The sequence below is a fragment of the Mycobacterium sp. NGS56 genome, assembly GCF_059812425.1.
Genome location: NZ_JCALCQ010000005.1, coordinates 11,803 through 30,201, shown reverse-complemented (window position 1 = coordinate 30,201; position 18,399 = coordinate 11,803). Strand labels below are relative to the sequence as shown.

At 68.4% G+C, this 18,399-nt stretch carries 20 protein-coding genes; 11 read left to right on the top strand and 9 right to left on the bottom strand.

What is annotated here, in order from left to right:
* The first annotated feature begins 38 nt into the window (after window positions 1-38).
* The 3 genes from AC5Y4F_RS14860 to AC5Y4F_RS14850 all read left to right on the top strand — a co-directional run bounded on the left by AC5Y4F_RS14860 (window position 39) and on the right by AC5Y4F_RS14850 (window position 5,047).
* Entirely contained in the window at window positions 39-698 is a 660-nt protein-coding gene (locus AC5Y4F_RS14860; protein WP_067933929.1) for a PAS and ANTAR domain-containing protein, read from the top strand.
* 135 nt (window positions 699-833) lie between these two features.
* On the top strand, window positions 834-1,187 hold the full coding sequence (locus tag AC5Y4F_RS14855; RefSeq protein ID WP_499997473.1) for an STAS domain-containing protein: 354 nt from the start codon (window positions 834-836) through the stop codon (window positions 1,185-1,187).
* Window positions 1,187-5,047 carry a SpoIIE family protein phosphatase gene (locus AC5Y4F_RS14850; RefSeq protein ID WP_067933931.1) on the top strand — a complete coding sequence of 1,287 codons (3,861 nt, stop codon included), beginning with the start codon at window positions 1,187-1,189 and terminating at the stop codon, window positions 5,045-5,047. Before AC5Y4F_RS14855 ends, AC5Y4F_RS14850 begins: the two co-directional genes overlap by 1 nt.
* Window positions 5,048-5,063: 16 nt before the next feature.
* On the opposite strand, the gene AC5Y4F_RS14845 is transcribed toward AC5Y4F_RS14850, so the two are convergent.
* Window positions 5,064-5,339: a hypothetical protein gene (locus tag AC5Y4F_RS14845; RefSeq protein WP_156750034.1), complete on the bottom strand. Its 276-nt coding sequence runs from the start codon at window positions 5,337-5,339 to the stop codon at window positions 5,064-5,066.
* A 72-nt stretch (window positions 5,340-5,411) separates the two neighbouring features.
* Between AC5Y4F_RS14845 and AC5Y4F_RS14840 the strand changes: the two genes are divergently transcribed.
* The gene (locus tag AC5Y4F_RS14840) at window positions 5,412-5,678 is read left to right on the top strand and encodes an Rv1535 domain-containing protein (protein WP_067933934.1); all 267 of its coding nucleotides are present in this window, start codon (window positions 5,412-5,414) and stop codon (window positions 5,676-5,678) included.
* 16 nt (window positions 5,679-5,694) lie between these two features.
* On the opposite strand, the gene AC5Y4F_RS14835 is transcribed toward AC5Y4F_RS14840, so the two are convergent.
* From AC5Y4F_RS14835 to AC5Y4F_RS14820, 4 genes are all read right to left on the bottom strand, one after another.
* Window positions 5,695-6,141 carry a hypothetical protein gene (locus tag AC5Y4F_RS14835; protein WP_067933936.1) on the bottom strand — a complete coding sequence of 149 codons (447 nt, stop codon included), beginning with the start codon at window positions 6,139-6,141 and terminating at the stop codon, window positions 5,695-5,697.
* A gap of 114 nt (window positions 6,142-6,255) precedes the next feature.
* Window positions 6,256-7,068, bottom strand: coding sequence for an exodeoxyribonuclease III (locus AC5Y4F_RS14830; protein ID WP_499997580.1), 813 nt, complete (start codon window positions 7,066-7,068; stop codon window positions 6,256-6,258).
* Window positions 7,069-7,145: 77 nt separating this feature from the next.
* The gene (locus AC5Y4F_RS14825) at window positions 7,146-8,057 is read right to left on the bottom strand and encodes an N-acetylglutamate synthase, CG3035 family (protein WP_499997472.1); all 912 of its coding nucleotides are present in this window, start codon (window positions 8,055-8,057) and stop codon (window positions 7,146-7,148) included.
* Window positions 8,057-8,650: a peptide deformylase gene (locus AC5Y4F_RS14820; protein ID WP_067933940.1), complete on the bottom strand. Its 594-nt coding sequence runs from the start codon at window positions 8,648-8,650 to the stop codon at window positions 8,057-8,059. The genes AC5Y4F_RS14825 and AC5Y4F_RS14820 overlap by 1 nt, the downstream gene beginning before the upstream one ends.
* A 204-nt stretch (window positions 8,651-8,854) precedes the next feature.
* On the opposite strand from AC5Y4F_RS14820, the gene napA reads away from it, so the two are divergent.
* The 6 genes from napA (at window position 8,855) to AC5Y4F_RS14790 (ending at window position 13,110) form a co-directional block, all read left to right on the top strand.
* Window positions 8,855-9,163: a nucleoid-associated protein NapA gene (napA, locus tag AC5Y4F_RS14815; protein WP_067933941.1), complete on the top strand. Its 309-nt coding sequence runs from the start codon at window positions 8,855-8,857 to the stop codon at window positions 9,161-9,163.
* 19 nt (window positions 9,164-9,182) lie between these two features.
* The gene (locus AC5Y4F_RS14810) at window positions 9,183-9,659 is read left to right on the top strand and encodes a LytR C-terminal domain-containing protein (protein ID WP_067933943.1); all 477 of its coding nucleotides are present in this window, start codon (window positions 9,183-9,185) and stop codon (window positions 9,657-9,659) included.
* Window positions 9,660-9,724: 65 nt separating this feature from the next.
* The gene (gene sodC, locus AC5Y4F_RS14805; protein ID WP_067933945.1) at window positions 9,725-10,405 is read left to right on the top strand and encodes a superoxide dismutase[Cu-Zn]; all 681 of its coding nucleotides are present in this window, start codon (window positions 9,725-9,727) and stop codon (window positions 10,403-10,405) included.
* Window positions 10,386-11,525, top strand: a complete 1,140-nt coding sequence (locus tag AC5Y4F_RS14800; RefSeq protein WP_197520547.1) for a glutamate--cysteine ligase — start codon at window positions 10,386-10,388, stop codon at window positions 11,523-11,525. Before sodC ends, AC5Y4F_RS14800 begins: the two co-directional genes overlap by 20 nt.
* Window positions 11,525-12,163, top strand: a complete 639-nt coding sequence (locus AC5Y4F_RS14795) for an LON peptidase substrate-binding domain-containing protein (RefSeq protein WP_499997471.1) — start codon at window positions 11,525-11,527, stop codon at window positions 12,161-12,163. The genes AC5Y4F_RS14800 and AC5Y4F_RS14795 overlap by 1 nt, the downstream gene beginning before the upstream one ends.
* 119 nt (window positions 12,164-12,282) lie before the next feature.
* Window positions 12,283-13,110 (top strand): enoyl-CoA hydratase-related protein, encoded by an 828-nt coding sequence (locus AC5Y4F_RS14790; protein ID WP_499997470.1) that lies wholly within the window; start codon window positions 12,283-12,285, stop codon window positions 13,108-13,110.
* A 75-nt stretch (window positions 13,111-13,185) separates the two neighbouring features.
* On the opposite strand, the gene AC5Y4F_RS14785 is transcribed toward AC5Y4F_RS14790, so the two are convergent.
* Window positions 13,186-14,016 (bottom strand): DUF2867 domain-containing protein, encoded by an 831-nt coding sequence (locus AC5Y4F_RS14785; RefSeq protein ID WP_499997469.1) that lies wholly within the window; start codon window positions 14,014-14,016, stop codon window positions 13,186-13,188.
* A 21-nt stretch (window positions 14,017-14,037) separates the two neighbouring features.
* On the opposite strand from AC5Y4F_RS14785, the gene AC5Y4F_RS14780 reads away from it, so the two are divergent.
* Entirely contained in the window at window positions 14,038-14,634 is a 597-nt protein-coding gene (locus AC5Y4F_RS14780) for a TetR/AcrR family transcriptional regulator (protein WP_499997468.1), read from the top strand.
* Here the strand turns inward: AC5Y4F_RS14780 and AC5Y4F_RS14775 are convergent.
* From AC5Y4F_RS14775 to AC5Y4F_RS14765, 3 genes are read right to left on the bottom strand one after another with little or no spacing between them, the layout of a single operon-like run.
* Window positions 14,608-16,803 carry an AAA family ATPase gene (locus tag AC5Y4F_RS14775; protein ID WP_499997467.1) on the bottom strand — a complete coding sequence of 732 codons (2,196 nt, stop codon included), beginning with the start codon at window positions 16,801-16,803 and terminating at the stop codon, window positions 14,608-14,610. The two genes, AC5Y4F_RS14780 and AC5Y4F_RS14775, sit on opposite strands and share 27 nt — an antisense overlap.
* Window positions 16,800-17,663, bottom strand: coding sequence for a CDP-diacylglycerol--serine O-phosphatidyltransferase (gene pssA / locus AC5Y4F_RS14770; RefSeq protein WP_499997466.1), 864 nt, complete (start codon window positions 17,661-17,663; stop codon window positions 16,800-16,802). The genes AC5Y4F_RS14775 and pssA overlap by 4 nt, the downstream gene beginning before the upstream one ends.
* Complete coding sequence (locus tag AC5Y4F_RS14765; protein WP_197520546.1) at window positions 17,660-18,382, bottom strand: phosphatidylserine decarboxylase; 723 nt, start codon at window positions 18,380-18,382, stop codon at window positions 17,660-17,662. The genes pssA and AC5Y4F_RS14765 overlap by 4 nt, the downstream gene beginning before the upstream one ends.
* Window positions 18,383-18,399 lie beyond the last annotated feature (17 nt).

Below are 18,399 nucleotides of genomic sequence, written 5' to 3'. Positions count from 1 at the left end.
GCAGGCGAACAGGGGAATCGTCATCCGATGGGGGCGGCGTGTCATTCTCGGAACCCGGCGAGCCGGCACCCGGGTACCTGAACGTCGGCGCGTTCCGCTTCTGGTTCGTCGGTCAACGCTGGGAATGGTCGGACGAGGTGGCCAGGATGCACGGCTACGAACCCGGGGAGGTCGAGCCGACGACCGAACTGCTGCTGTCGCACAAACATCCCGACGACCGCGCCCATGTCCAGGAGCTCCTCGACTTCGCGTTGCAGTCCGAAGAGTCGTTCTCGAGCAGGCACCGCTTCGTCGACACCGCGGGCACGCTGCACGACGCCATCGTCGTCGCCGACCGCATGCGCGACGAGTCGGGCGCCGTGCTGGGCACCGAGGGCTACTACATCGACCTCACCAACACCTTCGACGCGACCCGCCAGGAGGTGCTCGACGAGGCGCTGCCGGACCTGTTCGAGAGCCGCGCGGCCATCGAGCAGGCCAAAGGCGTGCTGATGTTCGTCTACCGGGTCAGCGCCGAGCAGGCGTTTCGTGTGCTGCAGTGGCGGTCGCAGGAGTCCAATGTGAAATTGCGTGCGCTGGCCAAGCAGTTGCTCACCGAAGTGGCGACCCTGGGGTCACCGGTTGCCGCCTTGCAAAGCCAGTTCGACCATTTGCTGCTGACCGTGCACGAGAGGATTCCGCCCGAGTCAACCGGGTAACCAACGATTCGGTAAACGAGCAGTTCGGGTACAGGTTAATCTCGGGTGGTCTGCGGTGCGCGACCGCGCATACCGCCGCGTAATCGCGCTAAGCGGCTGCAGATCTCCACGTTGGCTGCGGCGAAAGGCACGAAGTTGTTGCCGGTCGAACACGAGGCCCACAACGATGCGGTGATTGTGAGCGTCAAAGGCGATGTTGACTCCAGTACCGTCGGCGAGCTTGCCGCTCACCTGACGACCGCCCTCAGGCTGGCCTCGGCGCAGCCGGCCCGACCGGTGGTCATCGATTTGCAGGCCGTTGATTTCTTCGGGAGCGCGGCGCTGAACGCGGTGCTCGACTGTCACGAGGGCGGAAAGGCCGACGGGACCTCGGTTCGGCTGGTGGCCGACCACGACCAGGTGCTGCGACCGATCCAGGTCACCGAATTAGACCGGGTCTTCGACATCTACCCGACGCTGTCCGCGGCGTTGCAACGAAGACGGCGGTGATGGACTCGCGACTGCCGGCTGACCTGGCCGCTGCCGTTTCGCTAGGCGGTGAGATGGGCCGGCGGTTCGCCGAATACGACTGGGACACTCATCCGCTGGGACCGCCGGACCAATGGCCGGCCGAATTCCGCGCAGCGGTGACGACGGCGCTGACGTCGCGGTTTCCGATCGTGCTGTGGCTGGGGCCGCAGGATCTGTTCCTCGTCTACAACGATGCCTACATATCTGCTCTGGCCGACAAGCATCCGGCTGCCCTGGGGCGGCGCGGCCGGGAAGTGTGGTGGGACATCTGGGACTCCATCGGACCGATGCTTACGGGGGTTATTGCGACAGGTGAGGCGACGTGGTCGCGCGACCTGTTGTTGTCCATGGTGATAGAAGGTCGACGGCAAGACCGATATTTCACCTTCACCTACGGCCCGATGATCGCCACGAGCGGCGATGTCTCTGGGATTTTCTGCGCGGTCACAGAGACAACCGAGCGGGTGCTGAGCGAGCGCCGCCTGCATCTGCTCAACACGGTCGCCTCGGCGATAGTCGAGAGCCGCAGCATCGACGAGGCGGTCGGTGTCGCGGTCAGGGTGTGTGCATCGCAACCGGCCGACCTGTCCTTCATCGCCGTCTACGCCGGCAGCGGTGAGACCGGCGATGTCACGCTGCGCGGCGCGACGCCATCGGTGCTGGCGCTGCTGCCCGGCGAACTGGCGCAGCTGACCGATTGGGATGCGGCGGCGCGGTCCCGGGCCGAAAGCCAGGTCATCGAGGATGTCACCGGCGCGATCCCCGGCATCGGTGAGGTCCTGGGTGCCGACTGTCCGCGGCAAATGCTGGTGCTGCCCCTGGGGGAGGCCTTGACCACGGGGGCCTTGGTGCTCGGCGCCAGCCCCAGGCGCCCCCTCGACGCACAATTTCAAGGCTTCTGTCAGCTGCTGGCCGACCAGTTGACGTCGACATTCGCCTCGATCGTCTCCTACGAGCAGGAACGGCACCGGGCCGACGCGCTGGCCGAATTGGACCGGGCGAAGACGGCATTTCTCACCAATGTCAGCCACGAGTTCCGCACTCCGCTGACCCTGCTGCTCGGACCGCTGGACGACGCGCTGCTGGACGCGGCGCCGGAAACCCTGCTCGCGGAGCGGCTTACCACCGCAGCACGCAACGCGCGGCGCCTGCAGCGTCTGGTCGACTCGCTGCTCGACTTCTCCCGCATCGAGGCCGGCCGGGCCAACGCCAAGTTGGTGTGCACCGATGTCGGCGCCCTCACCGCGCACATCGCGTCGTCGTTCACCGAGCTGTGTCATCGCGCGGGGCTCGACCTCGAGCTGGACTGCGCGCCGGCCCTGGCCGACGTCGATCCGGGCATGTGGGAGACGATCGTTCTCAACCTGCTGTCCAATGCCGTCAAATACACGCTGCGAGGCACGATTTCGGTGCAGGTACGGACCGAATCCGATGACTGCGTGATCGACGTGCGCGACACCGGGGTCGGCATCGGCGCCGAGGATCTGAAGCAGTTGTTCGAGCGCTTCTACCGGGCCGACAACGTTCGTGGCCGCAGCGTCGAGGGCACCGGGATCGGGTTGTCTTTGGTGCGGGGCCTGGTCGAACTGCACTGCGGCACGGTGGAGATCGACAGCGAGCTGGACCGCGGAACCACCGTGACCATCCGGGTGCCGCGATCGGTCTCGGGCGCGGTGGTCGCCGCGTCGCCCGCCATGCCGGATGAAACGAATCCATATGTCGCCGAGGCGAGTCAATGGGTGACGACGGCCCCCGAACCCGTGGCCGCCGCGCCCGATAGGACGCGCCAACTCGTGCTGATCGCCGACGACAATGCGGACATGCGGGCGCACCTGGACCGGGTGCTGTCCGCCCACTGGGAGACGGCTCTGGCCGGCGATGGAGAGTCGGCGCTGGCCGCGACGCGGAGACTGCGCCCGGACGCGATCGTCACCGACGTGATGATGCCCGGGCTCGACGGCTTTGGATTTGTCACCGCCGTCCGCGCGGACCCGGAATTGGCGGCCACGCCGATCCTGATGCTGTCCGCGCGGGCCGGTCCCGAGGCGATCAACGAGGGCTATGCCGGCGGGGCCGACGACTATCTGCCCAAGCCGTTCCGGACCCAAGAGCTGATCGACCGGGTGGCGTCGAGATTGTCCGCGGTTGGCCGCGAGCGTGAGCGGCAGCGTCGCGAGGCACGGTCGGGCCTCGCCGCCGACCTGGTGCATCTCGACTCGGCGCTGCAGGGCGCCAGCTCGGTCGGCGAGATCATGGACGCCCTACTGGGCTCCTCCTTCGGCTCGGGCGACGCCGGCGCGGTCGCGATCGGTGTCGTCGACGGCGAGCGTTACCTGCGCTTCGAATACTCCGGCGATCTGCCGGCGGAGTTCCGCGACCGCTACCACGTCGTCGCGCTCGACGCCCCGTTGATCGGAGCCGACGTCGCGCGCACCGGTGAGTCGATGATCGTCGCCGACACGTTCGAGCTGCCCCCGCGCTACGCGCACGCCGTGCAGGACAGCGCGGCGAGCATCCGCGCCTGCGTGGCCCACCCGCTGCGGGATGGCGCCGGCCGGATCTTGGGTGTGCTGGCGTTGTTGTGGCCGGCTCCACGCAAATTCGACGCCACCGAACTCGATGCCTTTGCCCGTATGGCCGAGCTGACGTCCTCGGCCCTGGACCGGGTTCGGCTGATGGCCCGCGAACACGAGATTGCCATTGACTTCCAAGAGCACCTGCTCGACCTGGATCGCGGCTCTACCGCCGCGGTCGTGTCTGCCGTCTACCAGCCGGCGGGGGAGGCGATGCGGGTCGGCGGCGACTGGTATTCCGTGACCCCACTGGACCACCCCGGCAGGATCGCGATATCGGTCGGAGACGTGGTCGGGCACGGCCTCCCCGCGGCGATCGTGATGAGCAGGCTGCGCGCCGCGGTCGCGGCCTCCGCGCTGACCGCGGACGAACCGGAGGCAGTACTGGGCGCGCTGGACAGGTATGCCGCCAGCGTCGACGGCGCGCGCTGCGCGACGGTGGCCTACGCGCGGATCGACACCGAATCCCGCCGCGGCGCTGCCACCGTCAGCTACAGCTGCGCCGGGCACCCCTATCCGGTGCTGGTGCTGCCCGACGGGCAGGCGGTCTATCTGGAGTCCGGCCGGCGCGCGCCGGTTTCTGTGGCCGGAAACGGCTTCCACGATTCGGCGGACCAGTCATCCGGCGACACCGCGACGGCCGAGCTGCCGGCGGGCGGATTGATCCTGCTCTACACCGACGGACTCATCGAACGGCCCGGCGAGACGCTCGACGACGGGTTCGAGCGCCTGCGGGCGGTCGCGGCGCAATGCGCCGGCCTCCCGGTTGAACAGATTTGCGCGGAGCTGCTGACCAAGATGGCACCGCCGTCCGGTTACCGCGACGACGTCGTGGTACTCGCGCTGCGGCCGAGCCACGTGGCCGCGGGCAGCTTCGTCACCGTGGTGCCGGCCGCGCCCGCTCAGATTCCCGTCGCGCGGGAGCAGCTGCGAGATTGGCTGAACACCATCGAAGTCTTGCCGGGTCGCGAAACGGACATCTTGTTGGCGACCGGTGAAGCCGTCACCAACGCGATCGAACACGGCAGCCGAAACGAACCGCGTCAAACGGTGTCGGTCGAGGCCTTCCTGCGGCAGAACACCGTCGTGATCACTGTCAGTGACACCGGCCGATGGGTCGGCGATTCGTCGGCCAGCTTGCGCAGCCGCCGCCGCGGGCGCGGGCTGACCCTGATGAGCGGTTTGGCCGACGATGTCGAAACGCGACGCACCTCGGCCGGCACTCGGGTCACCCTGCGGTTCGACCACGCTGTCGCGCAAAGCTGAGCCGATCGGGCGGCGGCTAGGCCTCCTCCATCGCTTCCCCGAGCTCCTCCAACAGCTTGTTGTGGTGGTTGCTGGCCAGTAAGTGCCCGGCGGCGATGACCAGGGCCACCGGCCAGTCGATGAGTTCGAGGGCCGCCAGGGCCGCCAGCCCGCCGAAGTAGGCCAACTGCTCTGGCCTGGGGATTTCCATCTGACCGACCGCCGGCAGGTTGACCACAAAGGTTTCGCCCTCGCGGATCTTCTGCACCGCCTCGCGCTGCGACGTGCCGCGCCGCGACTTCTTTTCCGCCATCATTTGCCTTTCGGTAACGAGAGGTTTCCCATCTCGCTGGGTCGCGGGTCCACCGTCGGAACTATGTCGACGATGACCGACACCGGGGGCGATCCGCTAGTTTCATCGTTTGCTTCGGTGCTGAAGGTGCCGCTACTCGAACTCTATGCGCTGTTGTGGCGCGTCGGGGTGGTCGAGATTCGGCAAGACGATCGGGTTCCTCGTCGCGGCGCGAAGGTTCCGTCCGGGGTGGTTCAGGGCCCGATCTGTCCGGATCCATCTGCTCACTCCGACGATCGCGTGGTGCGCTGGCCGTTGGCGCAATTGGCTTCGGCGGTCTTTAGCGAAGCAGCCGGCTGATCGGCAGCGGATTCGCCTAGTTGGTGCTGCGCAACCCCGTGGTGCCGGCCCGGCGTCCGGCCGTTTTCTTGGCCGGGGAATTGCCGGGGGTTTTCGCGGGCGCCTTCTTCTGCGTCGGCGGCTCGGCCGGAACCGCCTTGAGGTCCGCCTTGACCGCGCGGGGCTCGGCCTCGTGCTTGCGGCTCAACCTCTGCAACAGCAAGGCGCTGCCGCCGACGGCCAGCAGCACCGGCCACTCCACCAATCCGGCGACGCCCAGCGCGCCGAAGGCCAGCGCGGCCGCGGGCGCCGAGTGGCTACCGCTGTTCATGCCGCGCTTGACGCCCTCCGCGGCTCCGGTGACGCCGCCGATGACCCCGTTGACCGCCGCGCCACCGACGGCACCGGCGGCTGCGGTCGTCGCGGTCGCCGCGCGGTTCACCGCCTGACTCACGCCTCGGAATGCTCCGCCGATGACACTCATGATGACTCCCTGCCATTGCTGCTAATCCCCAAAGCCTGCCACCATGTCATCGCGCAGACAACGAGAAGCACCTGAGAATTGCGTGAGCTTGATGTGAGTGGGTCTGGCCCGTCCTTATGGCCGCGGCTCGTCTCGCCTCACATCAATGAGCACCGGCGCGTGATCGCTGGCCGCCTTGCCTTTGCGTTCTTCGCGGACGATCTGGGCGTCGATCACGCGGCCCGCCAAGGCCGGTGAGCCGAGGATGAAATCGATGCGCATGCCTTGTCGTTTCGGGAACCGCAGCTGGGTGTAGTCCCAGTAGGTGTAGACCCCGGGGCCCGGCGCGAAAGGGCGCACCACGTCGGCGAATTGCGCATCGACGATGGCGTGGAACGCGCGGCGCTCCGGTGCGGAGACGTGCGTGGCGTCGGCGAAGAACTCCATACTCCAGACGTCGTCGTCTTGCGGGGCGATGTTCCAGTCGCCGGCCAGCGCGATGGCCGCGGTGGGATCGTCGCGCAACCAACTCGATGCCGAATTACGCAGTGCCGCAAGCCATTCAAGCTTGTACGTGTAGTGCGGGTCGCCCAGGGCCCGGCCGTTGGGAACGTAGAGACTCCACATCCGGACGCCACCGCACGTGGCGGCCAACGCACGGGCCTCCGCGGTGGCGGCGACTTCCGGCTTGCTACTCCAGGTGGGTTGACCCTCGAATCCGATCTGCACGTCGTCCAGGCCGACGCGGGAGGCGATCGCCACGCCGTTCCACTGGTTGAAACCGACGTGGGCCACCTCGTAGCCGAGTTCGAAGAACGGCAACGTGGGGAACTGGGCGTCGGAGCATTTGGTTTCCTGCATGGCCAGCACGTCGACGTCGGCGCGGGCCAGCCAGTCGGTGACGCGGTGCAGCCGGGAACGAATCGAGTTGACATTCCAGGTGGCCATCCGAAGCGTCGATCGCAAGTGCGGCGACGGCTGGGGCGGCGCGTCGCCGCCACCATCAACCGTCCCGTCGGGCATGGCTAGACGTTAGCCCAGCCGTCCGGGCGCACCGGCACGTAGCGACGGCGGTGGTGTAGACGGAATCCCAACGCGGCGGCAAGCGTCGTCACGCCGGCGTCGGGTACCCGCAGGTAGCCGCGCGTTGCTCCACGGTCGGCCCCCCACGCCAACAGTGCCCCGCACAGGTCCGCCGCCGATCGCTCGTCGGCGTCCGGCGCCCAGCGCACGGCCGAGATGCCCACCCAGCGTTCGCCGCCGGGTGCGTCGGTCACGGCGGCACGCGCGACCGCTGTGTCACCGTGCGCGCCGAAGGCGAGCTCGCCGTCGATGACGGCGGTGAGCACGTCGACCGGGATCTCGCCGCCGGATATCCGCAACCACGCGTCATCGGGGCGCGGCGACAGTCTGACGGACGGGCCGGCGCTGTGGGCGGCCGCGTCGGAAAGATCGCGCACCACAACCCGTTCCGTGCGTTCGCCGGTCAAGCCGGCCGGCAGTTCCAGCAGGCGGTCGGGCAGGGCAAGTCGTGGCGTCAGGCCGCGGCCCTGGTACCATTCGACGATCGCCGGTAGGCAGCTCAGCTGAGCGGAAAGTGCCAGCGGCACTGCGGAATTCGCGGCAAGGCCGGCACCGTGGCCGGCCCGCAGGAGCCAGCCGTCCAGCCAAAGATGCTGTGCGCCCGGCCAGGCGGTGGCGGCGGCGTGTTCGAGCGCGCGGATGTGTGACGTGCGGATCGGGGTGTCGGTGAGCACCCGCAGCGCGACCGCATCGGCGGGTGCGAACTCGACGACGGCGCCGGTCTTCGTCCGCACCCGCACCATCGGGTCGACGGCCAGCAGCTGACCCACCGCGTCGGTCAACGGCGGCACCGAACCGGCCGGGCGGCGGTAGCGAACCGTCACCCGGGTACCCGGGTCGGGCCACGAAACCATCAGTGCCCGAACGGATCCGGTCCTTCGCCGGGCGTCCAAGAGAGGCCCGGAACGCCCCAGTTGTGGGATTTGACGGCGCGTTTCGCGCTACGCGCGTGCCGGCCGATGAGGCGGTCCAGATACAGAAAGCCATCCAGGTGCCCGGTCTCGTGCTGCAGCATCCGGGCGAACAGGTCGTTGCCTTCGATACAGACCGGTTTGCCGTCGGCGTCGAGTCCGGTGACGCGGGCCCACTTCGCGCGGCCGGTGGGGAAGGACTCGCCGGGCACCGACAGGCAGCCCTCGTCGTCGTTGTCCGGGTCGGGCATGGTCTCGGGTATCTCGGAGGTTTCCAGGACTGGGTTGACGACGACACCGCGGCGGCGGTCGGCGCGGCCCCGGTCGTCGGCGCAGTCATAAACGAAGACCCGCAAGCCGACCCCGATCTGGTTGGCCGCCAGCCCGACCCCGTGCGCGGCGTCCATGGTGTCGTACATGTTCGCGATCAGCTCGGCCAGATCCGCCGGCAGCGAACCGTCGGCAGCGACCGGCACCGGCTGCGTCGGGGTATGCAGGACGGGATCTCCCACGATGCGGATCGGAACGACTGCCATGGTCGGCTAAGCTACCGCACGCCCTTGGGTTGCCCAGCCTGCGATCTCGGAGTCTGGGCCATCTTGGCCAATCGGCCGACTCGCGGGTCTGGATGACGGCTTGAGGGTTTGGCGCGTGTTTCAATTATCGCCGAAACACGCCCTTAGCTAAGTCAAGTCATTCGAGCAGTTCGGAATTCGCCGAAAGGGTCCAGGGGAAGCGATATGGACAGCGCCATGGCGCGGGCAAATCGATCGGGGGACGACTCTGAGATCGCAGATGGGCTGACCCGCCGCGAGCACGACATCCTGGCCTTCGAGCGCCAGTGGTGGAAGTTCGCCGGTGTGAAGGAAGACGCCATCAAGGAGTTGTTCTCGATGTCGGCAACGCGTTACTACCAAGTGCTCAACGCGCTCGTCGACCGGCCCGAGGCGCTGGCCGCCGACCCGATGCTGGTGAAACGGCTGCGCAGGCTGCGTGCCGGCAGGCAGAAGGCACGCGCGGCACGGCGCCTCGGCTTCGAGGTGACCTGACTCGTTACAGTAGGGCTCGATGAAAGAACGAGTTCCCGACTCCACTGGGCTGCCCCTGCGGGCCATGGTGATGGTGCTGTTGTTCCTCGGCGTCATCTTCCTGCTGCTCGGTTGGCAGGCTCTGGGTTCTTCCGGGAGCTCTGACGACGATTCGGCGTCGGCGGTGTCCACCTCGAGCGTCACCAGCTCGACGACGACATCCCCCACCAACAAGCCGGCGAGCAACCAGGCCGAGGTGCAGATCTACAACATCTCCGCGAAAGAGGGTGTCGCCGCGCGCACTAAGGACCAGCTGACGTCCGCCGGATTCAAAGTCACCAAGGTCGACAACATGACCGTGCCCGACGTCTCGACCACCACGGTCTACTACACCGACGCCGGTGACGAACACGCCACCGCCGATGCGGTGGGCAAGAACCTGGGCGCACCCGTCGAACCGCGAATCCCCGCGCTCAGCGCGGAGCCGCCGGGTGTCATCGTCCTTGTGGCGGGCTGATTCGACTGCCCGACTCCTCAGCGAGCCGTTCCGGCTAACCTCGCCGCCGGGCTAGGCTGCTGGTTATGCGTAACCTGCCCTGTTTGGTTCTGGCCGGTTGTGTCGTGTTGCTGGGTGCTTGTTCGTCGCCCGAGCGGGCGTCCTCGGTTCCGGGCACCACTCCAGCGGTTTGGACCGGATCGCCATCGCCGGCTGGCGCCAAAGCCTCGGAGCCTGGAGGGGGGGCGGCCCCGAGCATGACCACGCACCTGAAGGCCCCGGACGGTACCCAGGTGGCCACCGCGGCGTTCGAATTCGACAACGGGTACGCCACCGTCACCATCGAGACGACGGCCAACGGTGTGCTTACACCGGGCTTCCACGATGTGCACATTCACAAGGTCGGCAAGTGCGAGCCCAACTCGGTGGCCCCGACCGGCGGCGCGCCGGGGGACTTCCTGTCCGCCGGCGACCACTTTCAGGCGCCCGGGCACAGCGGCGAGCCCGCGAGCGGAGACCTGCCCACCTTGCTGGTGCGCAAGGACGGCTCCGGAAGGTTGGTCACTACCACGGACGCATTCGCCATGGAGGATCTGCTCACCGGGCAGAAGACCGCGATCATCATCCACGCCGGTGCGGCCAGCTCCGCCAACGCCCCATCGGGGGGCAACAACCAGACCAATGGCACGCCGGGCCCCCGCGACATGACGATGAGTACCGGTGACCCCGGCAAGCGGGTGGCGTGCGGTGTCATCGGTGCCGGTTAACAGGGCCAACACCCACATCGATTTCGCCCGCTCACCACGGCCGACCCTCGGGGTCGAGTGGGAGTTCGCGCTCGTCGATGCGCAGACCCGCGACCTGAGCAACGAAGCCACCGCGGTGATCGCCGAGATCGGCGAAAACCCGCGCGTACACAAGGAATTGCTGCGCAACACCGTCGAGGTGGTCACCGGCATCTGCCGCACCGCGGGCGAGGCCATGGAGGATCTGCGGCAGACCCTGGGGCCGGCGCGACGCATCGTCCGGGATCGCGGCATGGAGTTGTTCTGTGCCGGGGCACATCCTTTCGCGCAGTGGAGTTCTCAGAAGTTCACCGATGCCCCGCGCTACGCCGAGTTGATCAAGCGCACCCAATGGTGGGGACGGCAGATGCTGATCTGGGGCGTGCACGTGCACGTCGGCATCTCCTCGCCGAACAAGGTGATGCCGATCATGACCTCGCTGCTGAACTACTACCCGCACCTGCTGGCGCTGTCGGCGTCGTCACCGTGGTGGACGGGCGTGGACACCGGATACGCCAGCAACCGGGCGATGATGTTCCAGCAGTTGCCCACCGCCGGGCTGCCGTTCCAATTCCAGACGTGGGCGGAATTCGAACGTTTCGTCTACGACCAGAAGAAGACCGGCATCATCGACCATGTCGACGAAGTCCGTTGGGACATCAGGCCTTCCCCACACCTGGGCACGCTCGAAATGCGGATCTGCGATGGCGTGTCCAACCTGCGCGAGCTGGGCGCCCTGGTCGCGCTGACCCACTGCCTGGTTGTCGACCTGGACCGCAGACTGGAAGCCGACGAGTCGTTGCCGAGCATGCCGCCCTGGCACAACCAGGAGAACAAGTGGCGCGCCGCCCGCTACGGTCTGGACGCGGTCATCATCCTGGACGCTGACAGCAATGAGCGGTTGGTCACCGAGGATCTCGACGACGTGCTGAACCGGCTGGAGCCGGTGGCCAAGAAGTTGGATTGCGTCGACGAGCTTGCCGCGGTGGCCGACATTCCGCGGCAAGGCGCCTCCTACCAGCGGCAGCGCCGGGTGGCCGAAGAACATGACGGCGACCTGCGTGCGGTCGTCGATGCGCTGGTGGCCGAACTGGAGATCTGATGACGGAAGCCCTTGAGCTCGCGATGTTTCCGCTGGAGTCGGCGCTGCTACCCGACCAAGATCTGCCGTTGCGGATCTTCGAGCCACGCTATGGCGAGCTGGTGCGGCATTGTATGGACACCGGCGACCCGTTCGGGGTGGTACTGATCTCGCGCGGGCGTGAGGTCGGTGGCGGTGAGGCACGTTGCGACGTCGGCGTGTTGTCCCGGATTGCCGAGTGCATCGACCACGGCGCCGGGCGGTATTCGCTGAATTGCCGTACCGAAGAACGTATTCGAGTGAAAGAATGGCTGCCCGACGACCCGTATCCGCGGGCGGTGGTCGCGCCGTGGCCCGACGAGTCCGGTGATGCGGTGTCGGACACCCAGCTGCTCGAGGTCGAAGACCGGGCCATGGCACTGTTCGAGCGCATTGCGCGGGCGCGCGACATCAATCTTCCGGGCCGTGAGGTGATTTTGGGATATGACCGGACCGGCTCAGCGGGGAAGCGCTTGTTCGCGTTGGCGTCTCGCATTCCGATCGGCACGGCCGACCGCTACTCGGTGCTGTCGGCGCCGGGAGCCGCCGACCGCCTTGTCGCGCTGCGCGAGGCGGTGGACGCGGTCGCCGAAGTGGTGGAGTTTCAGCTTTCCGAATGACCGGGCGGGGTGAAGGACGGACGGATGAAGGTGCAGCTTCGGGTCAGCGGTTCGCCGGTGCGGGCGGCGGCAAGCGCCGCCGACATGATCGGCGCCCCGCATCGGGTGCCGGTCCTGTCATGAGCGCCGACCTGACGGTCGAAATCGATTCGGGCGTGGCGGTGCTCACGCTCAACCGGCCCGCCCACCTCAACGCCTACACCGCCGAAATGGGCGCGCTGCTGAGCCGCGCATACCGGGATTGCGACGAGGACGACGACGTCCGAGCCATCGTGCTGACCGGGGCGGGTCGTGCATTTTGCGCCGGGGCCGACTTTTCCGGCGACGCACGCCCGTTCAGCGCACCCACCGACTCCGGCCCGACCGGCACGTTCTCGGCCTCGCCGATCACCCCGGCGGCGTTCGAGTTGCGTAAACCGGTGATCGCCGCGGTCAACGGCCACGCCATCGGCATCGGGCTGACCATTGCGTTGCAGGCCGACATCCGCGTCGTGGCCGAGAACGCGAAATACGGTGTGGTGCAGGTCCGCCGGGGGGTGCTGCCCGACTGCATGTCGCACTGGACGCTCACCCAGTTGACCAACCTGGGGGTGGCCGCAGACATCCTGCTCACCGGGCGCACGTTCGGCGGGACCGAGGCAGCCGCGCTCGGCGTCGCCACCCGCGCTCTGCCCGCCGAACAGGTGCTCGACCATGCCCTGTCGCTGGCCCGCGACATCGCGATCAACGTGTCACCGATGTCGGCGGCGCTGTGCAAACGCCTGCTGTGGGACAGCGCGATCAATCGCTACACGCCGCGACAGGTCGCCTCGCTGGAAACCCTTGTGCACGAATGGCTGATGGGCGGTGCCGACGCCGACGAAGGCGTCGCCGCGTTCCTCGAGCACCGGCCGCCGCGCTTCACCTCGCGACTGTCCCGCGAATGGGCGCCACTTCCCGAGCCATGAACCGGCGCACGGTCAGGTTGTGGCACAAAACCTTCGGAGAGGTCCCACAGCCCGGCCTCGCGTTGGTCACGCGGATCAACCTATCGGCGCCATGGCGCGCCCCCGGCTCGCGCTGCGTCGCATGAGTTGCGGCGCCACCATGCGATGCAGTGGGCCGATCAACGCCCACACCGCCCGCGCTGTCACTCGGCGTCGGTAGTGCAGGCGGGTGGTCAGGACCGCCCGCCGACCGTCCTGGCGGCGCAACGTCAGCTCGCCGCGCATCAGCGGCCCGCGCGTCGCCAGCACCAGTTCGTCGGGATCCGAACGAACGATCGACCAGCCGATGAGGTGACCGGCCGAGCGGGGCGGGCCCAGCCGCAACATCAGTACATTGCGGTGGACCCACGCCACCAGGCGCCCGCCCGCGGTTGGCTTATCGCCGAGCCCGTCGCGAAATGCTTGTTCGGCGGTGCGCGTGTCGCCGGCGGCGATAGGCACCTCGAACACGTCCACGTAATCGGCCGCGGTCGCACCGGTGCCGGCCCGCTCGTCGAGGACCGCTGCGGCAACGCGTTTCAGGGTCCGCCGCACGACGATGCGATGCCCGCCGGTGCCGATCACCAGCGCCCGATAGGTCTTGCCGCGGATACCTGGGAAGTCCGCCCAGGTGGCCGCCCGCAGCCGGGTGCGCGCGGGGCCGTCGAGCGCGTCCAGCTCGAACACCCATCGGTAGACCGCGAACCAGTGGCGCCCCTTGAGCGCGAATCGCGCCGGCGGTCGGGCGTCGTCGAGGGTGAAGCCGAAGGGCACGGTCGACGGGTCGTGCGGATCGCGGCACATCACCCGCAGCAGCGCCGCCCACGTGTCTTCGCTGCCGGCGTCGATGGTTATGGCATGCTCATCAATATAGGGTAATCGTTCCATATAGAAGGAATGTACTAGATCGTGGCACCTCCGCGGAAGCACGAAACCGATGTGATCCTCGACGCGGCTCGAGCACTGGTGCTCGACGGTGGTCCGCGCGCGGCCAGCGTGGCCGCAATCGCGAAAGCCAGCGGCGCGCCCGCGGGCACGCTGTATCACCGGTTCGGCAACCGCGACGGCATCCTGACCGCGGCCTGGCTGCGCGCGCTGGAACGCTTCCAGACGCGCGCAATGGCCGCCAACGGCGACAACCCGACGGACACCGCCGTGGCGATGGCCGTGGCCGCCGTCGGCTTCGCGCGGGCCCTGCCCGACGACGCCCGGCTGTTGTTGACCATCCGCCCCGGCGACCTGCTCGACGACGAGCCGGACGCGGCATTCCAGCAGACCCTTGCCGCGATGAACGCCCCGCTGACCCAGCGCATCGCGGTGTTGGCCCGGCAACTGTATGGCAACGGCAAACCGCGATCCGTCGACGCCGTCGCGCGGGCGGTCGCCGACCTGCCCTACGCCGTGGTGCGGCGCCACGCGCGCGATGACCCGATGCCGACCTGGCTGGAAAAGGACGTCGCGGCGTCGTCCCTGGCCGTGCTACAAAGCTTTGGCGAACGCTCGTAGCGATTCGACCTGCGTGGGATCCAAGGAGGGACGGACGTTTTCGTGTGCAGCGGCGAGGTCGGCGGCCGTCACATCGGTGGCGTCGATGGATCGACGCATGGCCGTCAGTGCGGCCTCTCGCAGCAGCGCCACGCAGTCGGCGGCGCTGTAGCCATCGAGTCCGGCCGCTACCTGATCCAGATCGACGTCGGCGCTCAGCGGAATGGATTTGCCTGCGGTGCGCAGGATTTCGCGGCGGGCCGCCGCATCGGGCGGTTCGACGAAGACCAGCCGCTCCAGCCGGCCGGGTCGCAGCAGCGCGGGGTCGATGAGATCCGGCCGGTTGGTGGCGCCCAGCACGACCACGTCGCGCAGCGGGTCGACGCCGTCGAGCTCGGTCAGCAGCGCGGCGACCACTCGATCGGTCACGCCCGAATCGAAGCTCTGCCCACGCCGCGGCGCCAGTGCGTCCACCTCATCGAGGAAGACCAGCGACGGCGCCGAATCGCGCGCGCGCCGAAATAGTTCGCGCACAGCCTTTTCCGAGCTGCCCACCCATTTGTCCATCAGCTCGGAGCCCTTAACGGCGTGCACGGACAACTGCCCCGTGCTGGCCAGCGCCCGCACGATGAAGGTCTTGCCGCAGCCCGGCGGCCCGTACAGCAGCACCCCGCGCGGCGGCTCCACCCCCAACCGCGCGAACGTGTCCGGATGCTGTAGCGGCCATAACACGGCCTCGGTCAGCGCCTGTCTGGCCTCGGCCATGTCGCCGACGTCGTCGAGCGTGATGTTGCCGACGCTGACTTCCTCGCTGGCCGAGCGAGACAGCGGCCGAATGACGGTCAACGCACCGATGAGGTCCTCCTGCTTCAGCTCGGGCGGCCGGCCGTCGGCGCTGGCCCGCGACGCGGCCCGCAGCGCTGCCTCGCGCACCAGTGCGGCCAGGTCGGCGACAACGAAACCCGGTGTTCGAGAGGCGATCTCGTCGAGGTCTAGATCCCCGGTCGGCACGTTTCGCAGCAGCGATTCCAGTAGCGCTTTGCGGGTGCCGGCGTCCGGAAGCGGCAGGCCCAGCTCGCGGTCGCACAGATCGGGGGCCCGCAACCGGGCGTCGAGCGCATCAGGTCGCGCGGAGGTGGCGATCAGGGCGACGCCCTCGCTGGCCACGGCGGTACGCAGCTCGCTCAGGATCAGCGAGGCCACCGGCTCGGCGGTGGCCGGCAGTAGGGCATCGACATCGGTGATCAGCAGCACGCCGCCACCGTCGCGGACCGTTTGCACCGCGGAAGCCACTGCCTTGAGCCGATCTTCGGCACCCAGCGCGCCGACCTCCGGGCCGTCAAGTGTGACCAGCCTGCGATCGCCGCACACCGCGCGCACCAGCGTCACCTTGCCCACGCCGGCCGGGCCCGACACCAGCACGCCGAGGTTGGCACCGGCGCCCAATGTCTTGAGCAGGTGTGGTTCGTCGAGCGCCAGCTTGAGCCATTCGACGAGCTTGGCCGCCTGCGGCTGGGTGCCTTTCAGTTCTTCGACGACCATCTCCGGCCTGGCGACTTCGACCGAAATCTGCGACGATGCCCGCGCCCCGGACACAACACCGGCGCCCCAGGTGACCAGCGAGTTGGGCTGCACGCTCACGGGTCCCTCGGGCTCGACGCCGGTGACGGTGAGCAGCTCCGAGGTCCAGCTGATGCCCACCGCGGTGGCCAGGGCGCGGGTGGCCTCCGACGTCGACGTGCCGGGACCCAGGTCGCGGGGCAGCAGCGATACGGCGTCGCCGACGGTAAGCACCTTGCCCAGCAAGGCTTGTCGCAGCGTGACCGGCGTGACCGACTGGGTGGCCAGCGCCGAGCCGGCCAGCGTCACCGACCGCGCGCCGTAGACGGTGACCGTGCCGACGACCACCGGGGTTCCCTCGCGCAGTCCCGCGTTGGACAGCGTCACGTCATCGAGCAGCACGGTGCTGACGGGCGTGCCCGGGCCGGCCAGGGCGGCGACGGCCGCCGTCGTGCGCGATCCGATCAGCGACACCGCGTCCCATTCCCGAATCCCCAGTGCGGCAATGGCATTCGGATGTAACCGAATGACGCCGCGGCGGGAGTCGACGGCCGAGGTGTTCAGCCGGGCGGTCAGGGTGAGCTGACGGACCGAGCCGGAGCGGTGTGCGTCGTCGCCGGAGCGACTCACGGCAAGCGCCTGCCCGGCTTGCGCAGGCCCAGCCGCGCCACCGACCGGCGGTTGGGCTGTGCCCGGCGGATCGCCCGCCGCGCCGCGCGGCGCTGCTTGGGTGCGTCATCCCACACCTCGGGGTGCGCGGCCAGCCAGCGCGAGTTGCGGATGGCGAACGGTATGTGGCACAGGTAGACGACGATGATCACCCAGATCAACATGTAGGGGGCCAGCACCGCCGCCGCCGCGCAGATCGCCAGGAGCGCGAGCAGGGGCGCCGCCCAACTCGGCGGCACGGCGACCGCGTGCATCTTGCGCATCGGGATCTTGCTGACCATCAGGATCGAGGTCCCGGTGATCCAGATGCACAGGAACAGTGGCGAGGTCCACCAGCCGTCGCCGAACTGCAGTTTGAGTCCGATGAGACCGATCATCGAGATCGCGCCGGCCGGCGCGGGCATGCCGACGAAGAATTCGTGCGCGTAGGAGGGCTGGCTGCCGTCGTCTAGCAATGCGTTGAATCGCGCCAACCGCAACACCACACAAACCGCATAGAGCAGGATCACCACCCACCCGGCCGGCGACGTGGTCAACAGCGTCACGTAAATCACGATCGCCGGGGTTACGCCGAAGTTCACCGCGTCGGCCAGCGAGTCGATCTCTTCGCCCATCCGCGACTGGGCGTCCAGGATGCGGGCCACTCGCCCGTCGAGTCCGTCCAGGATGGCGGCCGCGGCAATCAGCGCCATCGCCGCCTTGGGCTGGTGCTCGAGGGCGAACCGGATCGACGTCAGTCCCGCGCAGACGGAGAGCACCGTCATGGCACTCGGCAGGATCTGCAGGTTGACCGCCGGGCGCCCGCGCGGCTTGCTGATCATCGCAGCTCGGCCAAGACAGTCTCGCCGGCGATCGCCCGCTGGCCCACCTTCACCAGCGGTTCGGAACCCGCCGGCAAGTAGGTGTCCAGCCGGGAGCCGAACCGGATAAGGCCGTAGGTGTCACCGACCGACAGCTTGTCCCCGACGTGCGCGTCGCAGATGATGCGGCGGGCGAGCAACCCGGCGACCTGCACCGCGACGACGTCCGCGCCGCTGGCGGTGCGCAGGTGCAGGCTGGTGCGTTCGTTCTCGGTGCTCGCCGAGGCCAGGTCGGCCGAGCCGAATCGGCCCGGCCGGTGCTGCACGGCGACTACCTCGCCGCTGACCGGAGCGCGCTGCACATGGGCGTCCAACAGCGACAGGAAGATGCTGACTCGCGGCAGCGGTGCGTCGCCCATGCTCAGTTCGGCGGGCGGGGCGGCGAAATCGATCACGCAGATCTCGCCGTCGGCGGGGGCGACGATCGCGCCGGGCCGGGTGGGGGGCACCCGCGGCGGATGACGGAAGAACCCCGCGCAGGCCCCGGCGGCCAGCAGTCCCGCCCGTCGCACCCATCGGTGCTTGCGCCCGACGAGGGCCAGCGCCAGGCCGCCGCCGATGAACGGCCGTCCGGCCGGATGCACCGGCGGGATGGCGGAGCGCACCAACTCCAGCGCGTGTTGCGGGCTAAAGCTCGGGTCCGAAGCCGTGGGGCCGATAGTGCGGGGGCGTCGTGCCACGCGGCCATCTTACGGAG

What these genes read in the sequence shown, in the direction of transcription:
- AC5Y4F_RS14850 (WP_067933931.1), top strand. Translation starts at nt 1,187, where the DNA reads ATGGACTCGCGACTGCCGGCTGACCTGGCCGCTGCCGTTTCGCTAGGC.
- AC5Y4F_RS14845 (WP_156750034.1), bottom strand. Translation starts at nt 5,339, where the DNA reads ATGGCGGAAAAGAAGTCGCGGCGCGGCACGTCGCAGCGCGAGGCGGTG.
- AC5Y4F_RS14840 (WP_067933934.1), top strand. Translation starts at nt 5,412, where the DNA reads ATGACCGACACCGGGGGCGATCCGCTAGTTTCATCGTTTGCTTCGGTG.
- AC5Y4F_RS14835 (WP_067933936.1), bottom strand. Translation starts at nt 6,141, where the DNA reads ATGAGTGTCATCGGCGGAGCATTCCGAGGCGTGAGTCAGGCGGTGAAC.
- AC5Y4F_RS14830 (WP_499997580.1), bottom strand. Translation starts at nt 7,068, where the DNA reads ATGGCCACCTGGAATGTCAACTCGATTCGTTCCCGGCTGCACCGCGTC.
- AC5Y4F_RS14825 (WP_499997472.1), bottom strand. Translation starts at nt 8,057, where the DNA reads ATGGTTTCGTGGCCCGACCCGGGTACCCGGGTGACGGTTCGCTACCGC.
- AC5Y4F_RS14820 (WP_067933940.1), bottom strand. Translation starts at nt 8,650, where the DNA reads ATGGCAGTCGTTCCGATCCGCATCGTGGGAGATCCCGTCCTGCATACC.
- napA (WP_067933941.1), top strand. Translation starts at nt 8,855, where the DNA reads ATGGACAGCGCCATGGCGCGGGCAAATCGATCGGGGGACGACTCTGAG.
- AC5Y4F_RS14810 (WP_067933943.1), top strand. Translation starts at nt 9,183, where the DNA reads ATGAAAGAACGAGTTCCCGACTCCACTGGGCTGCCCCTGCGGGCCATG.
- sodC (WP_067933945.1), top strand. Translation starts at nt 9,725, where the DNA reads ATGCGTAACCTGCCCTGTTTGGTTCTGGCCGGTTGTGTCGTGTTGCTG.
- AC5Y4F_RS14795 (WP_499997471.1), top strand. Translation starts at nt 11,525, where the DNA reads ATGACGGAAGCCCTTGAGCTCGCGATGTTTCCGCTGGAGTCGGCGCTG.
- AC5Y4F_RS14790 (WP_499997470.1), top strand. Translation starts at nt 12,283, where the DNA reads ATGAGCGCCGACCTGACGGTCGAAATCGATTCGGGCGTGGCGGTGCTC.
- AC5Y4F_RS14785 (WP_499997469.1), bottom strand. Translation starts at nt 14,016, where the DNA reads ATGGAACGATTACCCTATATTGATGAGCATGCCATAACCATCGACGCC.
- pssA (WP_499997466.1), bottom strand. Translation starts at nt 17,663, where the DNA reads ATGATCAGCAAGCCGCGCGGGCGCCCGGCGGTCAACCTGCAGATCCTG.